A 12,395-nucleotide genomic window follows, 5' to 3' on the forward strand; every position below is an offset into this window, starting at 1 on the left:
GGATCATGTGGCAATGCACAGGTCTGCGGTGGGTTTCCGGGGGCCCGGCCTGGACCTGGTGGCACCCCGGGTACGGCGACCGGCGCAGTCCCGTGCGCCTCGGGGAGTCGCTGGCACTCGCCGTGGAGCCGGGCGCGGTGCGTCACTGCACCGGCGTGTGGCGCTCCGGGCGGTGGACACCCTGCCCGCGCGCCGAGGAGCTTCCGCCGCAGGCCCGCCGTGATCAGTGCGAACAGTGCGCCGCGCTGGACCGCTCCCGGTCCGTCGCCGCCGACACCAGGCTGGACGACCCGCGGCCCTTCGCGGTGTATCTGGCGTGGTTCGGCCCGGGATTGGCCAAGGTCGGCATCACGGCCGCCGAGCGGGGCAGTGCCCGCCTGCTCGAACAGGCCGCGATCTGCTTCACCTTCCTCGGCCGCGGTCCGCTGATGGCCGCGCGTCGTGCCGAGTCGGTCCTGGGGACGGCGCTGGGCATCCCGGACCGGGTGGCCACGGCCGCGAAGCGTGCCGCGCGCGCGAACCTGCCGCCCGCGCACCTGCGGGCGGCCGAGTTGAGTGCGCTCCATGAAGCGGCGACGGCAGTGCCCGAGTGGCGCGACACACTGGCGCCGACCGGCTTCCAACCCGTCGACCACGCGACGGTGTTCGGACTGGAGCCCGAGGCTCCGCAGGCCGCCGCCGCGGTGACCGGTCTCGCGCCGGGCACCGCCCTGACCGGCACGGTACGGGCCGTGGCCGGAGGTGACGTCTACCTCCGCGCCCCCGGGCCGGCCGCTCCTGTCGTACTGCTCGATTCCCGGCTGGTCCCGGGGTGGCCGCTCAGCGCGTCGGCGCGAGGGCTGCCGGCGCCGCCCGCAAAGGCGCTGACGCCGCCGGCCGAGCCTCCGGAGCCGCTGTTCTGACTTCCGGCGGAGCGCCGTGACTCAGGCGCCTAGGGCCGTCAGCGGATCGTCCAGCACGGGCTGCCAGGCCAGTTCGGCGGCCCCGACCAGGCTGTTGTGGTCGAGGGCGCAGGCGAGCAGGGGGATACCGCCGCTCCGTCCCCACAGGCTGCGCTCGGCGACGACGGTGCGCAGCCGCTCCGGGTCGGCGTCGAGCAGCCACCGGTGCAGGCCGCCCAGCAGGATCCGGTCGGGGTTGAAGACGTTGATCAGTCCCGCGAGTCCCTGGCCGAGGCGGTCGATGAGACAGTCCGCGGCGCGGCGCACCGCGGGGTCGTCGTACTCCTCGCGCAGCAGGGCGCGGCACTGGTCGGGCAGCGACCCGTCGGGGCCGGGAACCCGTCCGGCGGCCTCGAGGAAGGCGAGCGGGTCGACCTCCACGTCGAGGCAGCCGCGGCTGCCGCAATGGCAGGGCCGGCCCTCGGGGTTGACGGTGAGGTGGCCGACCTCGAGGGCGAGTCCGGAGCTTCCGGTGTGGAGCTTTCCGTGCAGCACGAGGGCGCCGCCCACACCGCGGTGGCCGGTGGCGACGACCAGCAGGTGCTCGGCGCCCTGCCCCGCGCCGTGCCGGTGCTCGGCCAGTGCCGCGACGTTGACGTCGTTGCCGACGAAGCACGGCGGCGGCGCTCCGTTGGGGGCGACGATGCCGGCCCGTTCGACCTGCTCGCGGAAGATGTCCAGCACGGGCGCGCCCGCGGGCCAGGCGAGGTGCAGGGGGTTGAGGGCGGCGCCCTCCGGCTCGGCTACGGCGGAGGGGACGGCGAGACCGGCGCCCGCGCACTCCCGGCCGGAGGCGCCCAACAGCGCCACGCCGGCCTCGACGACGGCCGCGAGGACCTGCGCGGGATCGGCGGGCACGGTCATGGCGACGGGCGCGGACGCGAGGATGTGGCCGCCGAGGCCGACCAGGGCGGCGCGGAAGCCGTCGGAGTGGATCTGCGCGGCGAGGACGACCGGTCCCTCGGGGTTGACGGCGAGCCGGTGCGAGGGCCTGCCCTGCGCACCGACCGGACCACCCGGCCGGGTGTCGACCCGGATCAGCCGCAGCGCCTCGAGTTCGGCGGCCACGGCCCCGGCCGTCGCCCGCGTCACGCCGAGTTCGGCGGTGAGTACGGCGCGGGTGGGCGCACGCCCGGTGTGCACGAGCGCGAGCGCGGGACCGAGCGCACCGCGGCCCCGCTCCAACCTTGTCCGAGTCTGGGTCACAGTCCTATTCTCACTTTGTGCCGAGCCTAAACAAAATACGGAGCGTACTCACCCGGCAAGATCACGCAAGTCCCCCGCTTCCGCTGCGCCGCCTCAGGATCGCGCTGACCGCCTTCTTCGCCCTCGACGGATTCGTCTTCGCCGGCTGGGTCGTTCGCATCCCGGCCGTCAAGGAGCAGGTCGGCGCCTCGGCGGGGGCGCTCGGCCTCGCGCTGCTCGGCGTGTCGGCGGGCGCGGTCGCCACGATGATCCCCAGCGGACGGTTGTGCCGGCGGTACGGGGCCCGGCAGGTCACCATCGTCACCGCCGCGATCCTGTCACTGAGCGTCGCGCTGCCTCCGTTCACCGGCTCCCCCCTCGCCCTGGGCCTCGTCCTTCTCCTGCTCGGCGTCGGCTTCGGAGGCATGAATGTCGCGATGAACAGCTTCGCCGTCGACCTGGTCGCCGCACTGCGGCGCCCCATCATGCCCGGTTTCCACGCGGCGTACAGCCTCGGGGGCCTGATCGGCGCGGGTGTGGGCGGACCGCTGGCGGCCCGGCTGACTCCGACCCAGCACCTCCTCGGCGTGGCGGCGTTCGGCCTGGTGGCCACCGCGCTGCTCGGAAGGCTCCTGCTCGGCCACGCGATCCCCCGCCCCGCCGAACCCGCCCTCCCCGCGGAGGCCAGGGACGCCACCCGGGGCGACACCCCCGTCGCCGCCCCTCCCGGCGGCACCCGGCGGTTGGTCGCCGTCTTCGGGCTGATCGCGCTGTGCACGGCCTACGGCGAGGGCGCGCTCGCCGAATGGGGTCCGCTGCATCTGCAGGAGGACCTGCACACCGGCCCCGCCCTCGCGGCCGCCGGGTATGCCGCGGTCGCCCTCGCGATGACCGTCGGACGGCTCTCCGGCACCGCCCTCCTGCTGCGGCTCGGGCCGACCCGGTCGGTGGTCCTGGGCGGGCTGACGGCATGTGCCGGCATGCTGCTGGGGGCACTCGGCCCCACGACCTGGCTCGTCCTGACCGGCTTCGCGCTCACCGGGCTCGGGCTCGCCAACGTCTTCCCCGTGGCCATCGGACGGGCCGGCGCCCTGGGCGGCCCGGGCGGCGTGGCCACCGCCTCGACGCTGGGCTACGCGGGCTTCCTGCTCGGACCGCCCACCATCGGATTCCTCGCCGACGCCTTCGGGTTGCCGGTCGCACTGACCACGGTCGCCGCCCTGGCGGCCGTGGCCGCCGTGGTCGCGCACACGACGCGGCACGCCTCGGCGGCCGCCGGGGTCTGACACGTCGTATCCGGTTTTCCGGGCCACGTGGCGAGGGCCGTGCCCGGCAGGGCCCCGCGGGTCGCACACCCGCCGGAGAGACAGGCCGGCTCCCCGAAGGCTCCGTGCCGCGCCCGGGTTGTGGACCGGGAGCGCGCGTCACGCTTCCGTGTGCCCCAAACCGCCCTCCGGCGCAGGCGTCGCCACGCGCACCGCGTCCGGCCGGGCCCGGTTGTCGGTGCCCGGTGCCACAATCACGCCATGGAGACAGCCGAGTTCATCGAGGTGCTGCGGCGCGACGGAGGGCTGCTCGCCGACGCCGCGGAGGCGGCCGGCCCCGACGCGCGGGTGCCGTCCTGCCCGGGGTGGCGGGTGCGTGATCTGGTCCGCCATCAAGGAGCGGTGCACCGCTGGGCGACGCGCTTCGTCGCCGAAGGACGTACACGGCCCGAGCCGATCGCGGCCGAGACCCCCGAGGACGACGCCCAGCTGGTGCCCTGGTTCCGCGAGGGCCACGAGCGGCTGGTCGCGGCGCTCGATGCCGCTCCCGCCGACCTGGAGTGCTGGTACTTCCTCAAGGCCCCCTCCCCCCTGGCGTTCTGGGCGCGGCGCCAGGCGCACGAGACCGCCGTGCACCGGGTGGACGCGGAACTGGCCCTGGGCAGAACGCCCTCCCCGGTGGAACCGCGGTTCGCGGCCGACGGGATCGACGAGTTGCTCGCGGGCTTCCACATACGGGAGCGGAGCCGCGTCCGCAGCGAGAAGCCCGTGACGCTCCGTGTGCGGACGGTCGACACCGACACCGCGCGGGACGACTGGCTCGCGCGCGTCTCGGCCGGACCCATGGTGGTCGAGCGCCCCGCGTCGGGCGAGGCGGACTGCACGGTGAGCGGCACCGCCGAGGAGCTCTACCTCACCCTCTGGAACCGAGGGCCCTACGAGAAGTTGCAGGTGACGGGGGACGCCTCGTTGCTCGACCTGTGGCGGCGCACCGCGGGGATCGGCTGACGCCCTCACCCGGCACAGCCCGCCCTCCCCTATTACCCGCCAGTAACTTCGCGTGCTACCGTCTGCGCATGGCACGACGTTCGCTCACGCCCGCCGCCCTGCGGCGCGCGATCTCCTGGTGGCCGCCCTACCTCTTCTCCGGCGTCCACGTCCTGCACATCGCCGACGACTGGAGTGCGGCGCGGGTCCGCCTCCGGCTCCGCTGGTTCAACCGCAACTACGTCGGCACCCACTTCGGCGGGTCGCTCTTCTCGATGAGCGACCCGTTCTGGATGCTGCTGGCCATGAACCGCCTGGGCCGCGACTATCTGGTGTGGGACCGCGCGGCGGAGATCGAATTCGTCTCGCCCGGCAGGGGTGACGTGTTCGCGGACTTCACACTGACCGAGGACCGGCTCGAGGAGATCAGGGACCTCACCGCGGACGGGGAGAAGGCCCTGGTGTGGTTCGAGAACGATGTCGTCACCAAGGACGGGACGGTCGTGGCGAAGGTCCGCAAGCAGCTCTACGTGCGCCGCAAACGCGATGCCCGCCGATAGGGCGGGAGCCGGCGGCGCCGTTCACCGTCAGACCTGACCGAGCATCCGCTCGAGGACGGCGCGCTGCACGGGCTTGACCTCCTCGTGGCGCGCCCGCCCGGCGTCGGTCAGCGCGACCTGCACCCCGCGCCGGTCCTCACTGCAGATCCCCCTACTGACGAGGCCTTCCTTCTCCAGCCTGCCGACCAGCCGGGAGAGCGCGCTCTGACTCAGGTGGACGCGATCGGCGAGCTCCTGCACCCGGTAGGTGCAGCCGCCCTCGTCCGGGTTGCCCTCGGCGAGGAGGTCGAGCACCTCGAAGTCGCTCGCGCCGAGTCCGTGCGGGTGCAGCTCACGGTCGAGTTCGCACGCGGTGCGCGCGTGCAGGGAGAGGACCTCCCGCCACCGCTCCACGAGCACATGCTCACTCTTCACGCCGGTCATGGCCGCAGGATAGCAGAAAATCAACACTACATGTACACGCATTAAATGCGCTTGCATTTGATGCATATGCATGTAGTGTTCCTCGGCATGACCTCTCCGCACACCACCGTGCCCGCATCCGGCGAGCACTGGAGCCCTCGGCAGTGGGGCACCCTGCTGGTCCTCTGCGCCGCGCTCTTCCTCGACGCCCTGGACGTCTCGATGGTAGGCGTGGCACTGCCGTCCATCGCCGACGACCTCGACCTGTCCACCTCGTCGCTGCAGTGGATCGTCAGCGGCTACATTCTCGGCTACGGCGGCCTGCTGCTGCTCGGGGGCCGTGCCGCCGACCTGCTCGGCCGGCGCCGGGTCTTCCTCGTCGCACTGGGCGTGTTCGCCGCGGCCTCCCTGCTCGGCGGACTCGTCGACTCCGGCGAACTGCTCATCGCCAGTCGCTTCATCAAGGGCCTGAGCGCGGCCTTCACCGCACCGGCGGGCCTGTCGATCATCACCACGACCTTCGCCGAGGGCCCGGTCCGCAACCGCGCCCTCAGCATCTACACCACCTGCGGCGCGACCGGCTTCTCCATGGGGCTGGTCCTGTCCGGCCTGCTCACCGAGGTGGGCTGGCGCTGGACGATGCTGCTTCCGGCGCCCGTCGCGGTGCTGGCCCTCCTGGCCGGCCTCCGGCTGATCCCTTCGAGCCCCCGCGAGAAGCACTCCGGCCGGGGCTACGACCTGCCGGGCGCCCTCACCGGCACCGGCGCGATGCTGCTGCTGGTCTTCACCGTCGTCCAGGCCCCCGAAACCGGTTGGGCCTCGGCACGGACCCTGCTCTCCTTCGCGGCCGTGGCCGTACTGCTGGCCTCCTTCGTCGTGATCGAGCACCGCAGCAGCCACCCTCTGATCCGGCTGGGCGTCCTGCGTTCGCCGCACCAGATCCGCGCCAATCTCGGCGGCGCCGCGTTCTTCGGGTCGTACGTGGGCTTCCAGTTCCTCGTCACCCAGTACATGCAGTCGCTGCTGGGCTGGTCGGCGCTGCAGACCGCGCTGGCCTTCCTGCCCGCGGGAGCGCTGGTGGCGCTCGCGTCCACCCGCATCGGCCCGCTGGTGGACCGCTTCGGCACCCCCCGGGTGATCGCCACCGGATTCACCCTGCTCTTCCTGGGCTATGTGCTCTTCCTCCGCATCGACCTCACCCCGCGGTTCGCCGCGGTGATCCTGCCGTCCATGCTGCTGCTGGGCGCCGCGTGCGCGCTGGTCTTCCCGTCGCTCAACATCCAGGCCACCAACGGCGTGCGCGACGAGGAGCAGGGCATGGTCTCCGGCCTGCTCAACACCTCCTTCCAGGTGGGCGGCGCCATCTTCCTGGCGGTCGTGACCGCGGCCATCACCGCGGGGGCCGACGACGGCCCCGCCACCCCGCAGGCCGTGCTCGACAGCTTCCGCCCCGGGCTGGTCGTCGTCAGCGCGATCGCCCTGGCCGGTCTGCTGATCACCCTCACGGGGCTGCGCCGCAGGGCCTCGTACGGATTCGTCGTGACCTCCTCCGACACCACCTCGGAGGCCGTCGCGCCGGCCGGCGAGGAACGGAAGATACCGGTGGCCGACTGAACGGCCCACGGCCGCCGGGACCCGCGCGCGCAGCGTTCGCGCGGGCCCCGGCGGCTCAGCCGAGCCAGCCGGGCCGCACCAGACCGGATTCGTAGGCGAGGACGACGAGTTGGGCCCGGTCACGGGCGCCGAGCTTCACCATGGTGCGGCTGACATGCGTCTTGGCGGTGAGCGGGCTGACCACCAGGCGCCGCGCGATCTCCTCGTTGGACAGCCCGATCCCGACCAGGGCCATCACCTCGCGCTCGCGCTCGGTGAGCCGGTCGAGTCCCGCCGCGGCCGAGGGCTCCTTGGATCGGGCCGCGAACTCGGCGATGAGCCGCCGGGTCACGCCGGGCGAGAGCAGCGCGTCGCCGTCCACCACCGCCCGCACGGCGCGGATCAGTTCATCCGGCTCGGTGTCCTTGACCAGGAAGCCCGAGGCGCCCGCACGAATGGCCTCGAAGACGTACTCGTCGAGCTCGAACGTGGTCAGGATGACCACCTTGACGCCGGTCAGCGCCGCGTCCTCGGTGATCCTGCGGGTCGCCTCGAGACCGTCCATGACGGGCATACGGATGTCCATCAGCACGGCGTCCGGGCCCAGTTCGCGGACCAGGCGCAGCGCCTCGGCCCCGTCGGAGGCCTCGCCCACGACCTCGATGTCGGGCTGGGCGTCCAGCAGGGCGGCGAAGCCCGCGCGCACCAGGAGCTGGTCGTCGGCGAGCAGGACCCTGGTCATGGGCACTCCTTGTCGGAGACGGAGGTCGTCGCGGCGCCGGGGCCGATCGGCAGGCGGGCCAGGACGCGGAAGCCGCCGTCGGTTCGTGGTCCCGCCTGGACCGCGCCGCCGAGGGCCGCGGCCCGCTCACGCATGCCGAGCAGCCCGTTGCCGCCACCGGTGTCCCCCGGTGGGTCCGCGGTGGTGGTGGGGCCGTCGTCGTCGACCAGCAGCTCGATCTCGTCCAGGCGGCGGGTGACGCGTAGGCGGGCGGTGCGGGCGCCGGAGTGCCGGATGACGTTGGTCAGCGCCTCCTGGACGATGCGGAACCCCGCCAGGTCCACGCCGGGCGGCAGCGCGGTGGAGCCGCCGTCGCGGGTGAGCTCGACGGCGAGTCCCGCTCCCGCGGCCTGCTCGAGCAGTTCGGGCAGCCGGTCCAGGCCCGGGGCGGGCGACCGGGGGGCCTCCCCCGGGCCGCGCAACGTACCGAGCACCTGGCGCACCTCCCCGAGGGCCTCCTTGCTGGCCGCCTTGATGGTGGTCAGCGCCTGCCGTGCCTGCTCGGGGCGCTCGTCCATGAGGGCGAGGGCCACTCCGGCCTGCACATTGATGACCGAAATGCTGTGGGCGAGGACGTCGTGCAGCTCGCGCGCGATGCGCAGCCGTTCCTCGTCGGCGCGGCGTCGCTCGGCCTCGGCCCGCTCCCGCCGGTCCCGGACGAACTGCTCCCTGCGCAGCCGCCACAACTCCGCGACGGCGAGGATCGCCAGCAACCAGGCCGCGGCACCCGACAGCTGGGCCCACGAGGCGCCCGCGTCGCCCGCGGGCGGCAGCCGGCGGTACAGCCACGTCGTGAGGAGCAGATACGCCGTGTACAGGGCGCCCGCGATGATCAGGACCGCTCTGCGGTGTCCGGCGGCGACGGCGGTGAAGCAAGCCGCGATGAGGCTGAGGAAGACCGGTCCGTACGGGTAGCCGGCGGCGAGGTACGCGAGCGTCACCGCCGAGACGGCGGCGGCCACGGCGACGGGCGCGCGGTTCCGCCACAGCAGCAGCACGGGCCCAGCGATCAACAGGGCGTAGCCGAGGTGGTCGAGGGCGATGCGCGCGGTCTCGTCGTGCGACGCGGCCGTGGTACCCACGACCTGGACGAGGGCGATGAGCAACGACGAGACCCACGGATGGCGCGTGCCGTCGCCGCGGCCGTGGTCACGGCCGGGCGCCGCGGGCCGCCACCGCGGTCCCCACGGCGGGCCGCCGCCCGGTGTCACGTCGTCCGTCGTCATGCCGCCACGCTAGACGGGCGCGCGGCCGGCCGGCGTCCGGTGGGCGGCGTGACCGCGTCTACTCCCCGGGGAGTAGACGCTCGCGGCGGAGCCCCACCTGATGTGCCAGGCCCGCGACGGCGTGGTCGAAGAAGTCGTCCCGCGCCTCGACGACGTTGTTGAACTGGCCGAAGACCTCGAAGCTGACGAGGCCGAAGAGCTGCGCCCACGCGGCGATCAGGGAGGGGATCACCCGTGCCGGCAGATCGCCGTCCAGGTCCTTGCTGAGCCGCCAGGCGTCGGCGTGGACGGCCTCGGCCAGCGGGGCGTCCGGCGGGGGCACGGCGAGGGTCCCGGCGGCGTGCGCCGTGTCGGCCACGGTCAGGAGCGCGAGCCCGACGCGGGAGGCCGGTCCGATCGTGTCCAGCGGGGCGGAGTAGCCGGGCACGGGCGAGCCGTAGATCAGGGCGTACTCGTGCGGATGGGCGAGGGCCCAGCGGCGCACGGCCCGGCAGACCCTGCTCCACTGCTCCACCGGGTCGGCCTCGCCGGAGTGGGCCAGGGCCTCCTCCGCGGCGGCCCCCACCGCGTCGTAGGCGTCGACGATGAGGGAGGTGAGCAGCTCGTCCCGGCTCGGGAAGTAGCGGTAGAGCGCGGACGACACCATGCCCAGCTCCCGCGCGACGGCGCGGAGCGAGAGCCTGGAGGCCCCCTCGTCGGCGAGCTGCCGGCGCGCCTCTTCCTTGATGGCCGCGGTCACTTCGTCGCGGGCCCGTTCCCTGGCCGTTCGGATGACGCTCATGCGATCAGTGTAGGCACGAATGGAGCGGCGGCCAAGAATGTGAGCAGTGCTCTTGCCGATGAGGTCGAGCTCGTGCACACTGTTCTCAGGAGAGAGCACCGCTCTCATTCACGGAGGAGTCCTCATGTCCGAGCACGTCATGAAGCCCGGTTGGTTCACGGTCAACGTCCTCAACCGCTCCATCGCCTGGCTGACCCGGCGCGGGCTCAGCGTGTGGGGGTCCCGGGTGCTGGCCGTCCGCGGCCGCAAGAGCGGGGAATGGCGGCGCACCCCGGTCAACCTGCTGGTGGTGAACGGGGAGCGCTACCTCGTGGCCCCCCGCGGGCACGTCCAGTGGACGCACAACATGCGGGCGGCCGGCGGCGGGCGGCTGCTACTGGGCAAGAGGGTCGAGGAGTTCAGCGCGGCCGAGGTCGCCGACGACGCCAAGCCCGAACTGCTGCGTGCCTACCTCAAGCGCTGGAAGGCCGAGGTGGGCGTCTTCTTCGGCGGCGTCGGCGCGGAGTCCTCGGACGACGAACTCCGCGCCATAGCCCACAAGCATCCGGTGTTCCGCATCACGGACCTGCGGCCCGTCAGCTGAAGCGGACCTCCACCTTCTCGAACCCCAGCGAGGTCAGGAGGCGTTCCAGCATGGCCCGGGTGTTGTTCTCCGCCCGCTTCGCCAGCTCCGTCGACTTGGCCGCCGCCTGGATCTTCTTGACGGCGAGCTGCTGGACCTGCTGCTCGTCCCCGGGGTGCGAGGAGAAGAAGTCGCCGAGCCGGTCGAAGAATCCGCGCTCCTGGGCGACCAGATAGGAGCGGTCGGGGTCCAGCGAGGCCCGCTCCAGGCGGGCGTGGGGCAGGGTGAGGACGGCGGAGGTCCGGTCCTCGGAGACCGTGACGCCCTTCGGGCCCACGTCGCCGAGGTCCACGTAGGCGTCGACGCTGCCGGCCCCCACGTAGAGCGTGCGCCTGCCGCGCACGGCGTCGGGAAGGAACTTGGCGTCCTTCTCCAGGTCGACCACGACCTGGAAGTCGCCACTCGCCCCCTCGAAGCGGCTCATGTCCTGGATCGCCTTGAGCACCACGGGACCGCTGCGGTCCTTGGTCTCCTCGGCGAAGGGATCGGGCAGACCCGGTATCAGATCGGCGCGCGCGACCAGGAACAGAAGTCCGCCGAGCACCACCAGCCCGGTGAGCGTGCGCAGCCACCACGGCAGTCTTCCGTCTACGTTCCTCAAGGGCATGACGAGGACACCTCCCACAACGTCTCTGCCCCTCAACTCCGCCTTTATGACGCCCGGGAGGGTGCCATGAGGAGGTCAACGACGGTCGAACGACTCCAGCGCGCGACGGGCCAGCGGATGAGTACGGACCAGCTCGGCGAGCGAGCTGGAACCGCGGGTGATCTTAGCGAAGGCATTCCATGCCGGGGGCAGGGTTGTGAGAGCGGCGTGCAGCAGACCGGGACGTTTCTCGAAGACGCTCAACATGCGGCGGCCGACGCCCATTTCGACACCGAGTCCGGCCTTGACGGCGAAGGCGTAGTTGAGGGCCTGGCGACGCGCGTCCACCGCGTCGTGCGCCTCGGCGATCCGTACCGCCCACTCCCCCGCCAGACGGCCCGAACGCAGCGCGAAGGAGATGCCCTCGCGGGTCCACGGCTCCAGCAGGCCCGCCGCGTCACCGCAGACCAGCACCCGGCCGCGGGAGAGCGGGGAGTCGTCCGCGCGGCAGCGGGTGAGGTGGCCGGAGGAGACGCTCGGCTCGAAGCCGGCCAGCCCCAGCCGGCCGACGAAGTCCTCCAGGTAGCGCTTGGTGGCGGCGCCGTCGCCGCGCGCCGAGATGACACCGACGGTCAGGGTCTCGCCCTTCGGGAAGACCCAGCCGTAACTGCCGGGCAGCGGGCCCCAGTCGATGAGCACCCGGCCCGCCCAGTCCTCGGCGACCTCGGCGGGCACCGGGATCTCGGCCTCGAGCCCCAGATCGACCTGGGCCATCTTGACGCCGACGTGGGCGCCTATCCGACTCGCCGAGCCGTCGGCGCCGACGACGGCTCGGGCGAGGATCGTCTCGCCGTCGTTGAGGACCACCGCGACGGTGCGCCGGTCCGGGACGGAGGTGCCGTGCTGCTCGACCCGGGAGACCGAGGCCCCGGTCCGCAGCCGCGCGCCCGCGTCGACGGCCGCGTCGACGAGTTGCGCGTCGAACTCGGGCCGGTTGATGAGCCCGAAGAGCATCTGCCGGGACCGGCGGGTCCGGCCGAGCCGCCCGTTGAGGGTGAAGGTCACCGCGTGCACACGGTCGCGCAACGGGAGTTCGAAGCCCGGTGGCAGCGCGTCGCGGGAGGGGCCGATGATGCCGCCGCCGCAGGTCTTGTAGCGTGGCAGTTCGGCCTTCTCCAGCAGGAGGACCCGGCGTCCCGCACTGGCCGCGGCGTAGGCCGCCGAGGCCCCGGCCGGCCCGGCACCCACCACGACGACGTCCCACACCGGCGTGCCGTCGCCGCCGTCCGCCGAACCGCCGTCCTGCGCCTCGTACTCGCTGCTCACGTGTGCTTCCGCTCCCGTTCGACCCGCCGACTGCCGTCGCCCCTGCTCAGCCGCATACTAATCCGCGGGGTGAGGGGGGCCGCCTGTGGCACCATCGATCACGACCACCAGGCCGCGAACACCCCGTTCGATCCGCTACA

General features: G+C 73.0%; 13 protein-coding genes. 6 read left to right on the plus strand and 7 right to left on the minus strand.

Translation table 11 applies throughout. The features are described from left to right. Positions 1-5 precede the first annotated feature (5 nt). On the plus strand, positions 6-902 hold the full coding sequence (locus AB0F62_RS03715; protein WP_361791765.1) for a DUF2797 domain-containing protein: 897 nt from the start codon (positions 6-8) through the stop codon (positions 900-902). Between the two features lie 21 nt (positions 903-923). Here AB0F62_RS03715 and AB0F62_RS03720 read toward each other — a convergent pair whose 3' ends face one another. Further along, the gene (locus tag AB0F62_RS03720; protein ID WP_361791767.1) at positions 924-2,147 is read right to left on the minus strand and encodes an ROK family protein; all 1,224 of its coding nucleotides are present in this window, start codon (positions 2,145-2,147) and stop codon (positions 924-926) included. Positions 2,148-2,164: 17 nt separating this feature from the next. Here AB0F62_RS03720 and AB0F62_RS03725 point away from each other — a divergent pair, with 17 nt between their 5' ends. The 3 genes from AB0F62_RS03725 (at position 2,165) to AB0F62_RS03735 (ending at position 4,938) form a co-directional block, all read left to right on the plus strand. Continuing rightward, a complete protein-coding gene (locus AB0F62_RS03725) occupies positions 2,165-3,412 on the plus strand; it encodes an MFS transporter (protein ID WP_361791769.1) in 1,248 nt (415 codons plus the stop codon). Positions 3,413-3,652: 240 nt separating this feature from the next. Continuing rightward, a complete protein-coding gene (locus tag AB0F62_RS03730; RefSeq protein ID WP_361791771.1) occupies positions 3,653-4,399 on the plus strand; it encodes a maleylpyruvate isomerase family mycothiol-dependent enzyme in 747 nt (248 codons plus the stop codon). A 68-nt stretch (positions 4,400-4,467) separates the two neighbouring features. Beyond that, entirely contained in the window at positions 4,468-4,938 is a 471-nt protein-coding gene (locus AB0F62_RS03735; protein ID WP_361791773.1) for a DUF4442 domain-containing protein, read from the plus strand. Positions 4,939-4,965: 27 nt separating this feature from the next. Here the strand turns inward: AB0F62_RS03735 and AB0F62_RS03740 are convergent, their stop codons facing one another. Next, positions 4,966-5,361 carry a MarR family transcriptional regulator gene (locus AB0F62_RS03740; RefSeq protein WP_361791775.1) on the minus strand — a complete coding sequence of 132 codons (396 nt, stop codon included), beginning with the start codon at positions 5,359-5,361 and terminating at the stop codon, positions 4,966-4,968. 87 nt (positions 5,362-5,448) lie between these two features. On the opposite strand from AB0F62_RS03740, the gene AB0F62_RS03745 reads away from it, so the two are divergent. Next, a complete protein-coding gene (locus tag AB0F62_RS03745; protein WP_361791777.1) occupies positions 5,449-6,954 on the plus strand; it encodes an MFS transporter in 1,506 nt (501 codons plus the stop codon). A gap of 55 nt (positions 6,955-7,009) precedes the next feature. Here the strand turns inward: AB0F62_RS03745 and AB0F62_RS03750 are convergent, their stop codons facing one another. From AB0F62_RS03750 to AB0F62_RS03760, 3 genes are read right to left on the minus strand one after another with little or no spacing between them, the layout of a single operon-like run. Beyond that, entirely contained in the window at positions 7,010-7,675 is a 666-nt protein-coding gene (locus AB0F62_RS03750; RefSeq protein WP_361791779.1) for a response regulator transcription factor, read from the minus strand. After that, entirely contained in the window at positions 7,672-8,940 is a 1,269-nt protein-coding gene (locus tag AB0F62_RS03755; RefSeq protein WP_361791781.1) for a sensor histidine kinase, read from the minus strand. Before AB0F62_RS03755 ends, AB0F62_RS03750 begins: the two co-directional genes overlap by 4 nt. A 58-nt stretch (positions 8,941-8,998) precedes the next feature. Beyond that, positions 8,999-9,721 (minus strand): TetR/AcrR family transcriptional regulator, encoded by a 723-nt coding sequence (locus AB0F62_RS03760; RefSeq protein WP_361791783.1) that lies wholly within the window; start codon positions 9,719-9,721, stop codon positions 8,999-9,001. A gap of 124 nt (positions 9,722-9,845) precedes the next feature. On the opposite strand from AB0F62_RS03760, the gene AB0F62_RS03765 reads away from it, so the two are divergent. Further along, complete coding sequence (locus tag AB0F62_RS03765) at positions 9,846-10,304, plus strand: nitroreductase family deazaflavin-dependent oxidoreductase (RefSeq protein ID WP_361791785.1); 459 nt, start codon at positions 9,846-9,848, stop codon at positions 10,302-10,304. Here AB0F62_RS03765 and AB0F62_RS03770 read toward each other — a convergent pair. Together AB0F62_RS03770 and AB0F62_RS03775 are read right to left on the minus strand one after the other, a co-directional pair. Beyond that, the gene (locus AB0F62_RS03770; RefSeq protein WP_361791787.1) at positions 10,297-10,950 is read right to left on the minus strand and encodes a DUF4230 domain-containing protein; all 654 of its coding nucleotides are present in this window, start codon (positions 10,948-10,950) and stop codon (positions 10,297-10,299) included. The genes AB0F62_RS03765 and AB0F62_RS03770 overlap by 8 nt on opposite strands. Before the next feature lie 75 nt (positions 10,951-11,025). After that, a complete protein-coding gene (locus AB0F62_RS03775) occupies positions 11,026-12,255 on the minus strand; it encodes a geranylgeranyl reductase family protein (RefSeq protein WP_361791789.1) in 1,230 nt (409 codons plus the stop codon). Positions 12,256-12,395 lie beyond the last annotated feature (140 nt).

The organism is Streptomyces sp. NPDC026673 (genome assembly GCF_040638135.1).
In the GTDB taxonomy this organism is placed as follows: Bacteria; Actinomycetota; Actinomycetes; order Streptomycetales; family Streptomycetaceae; genus Actinacidiphila.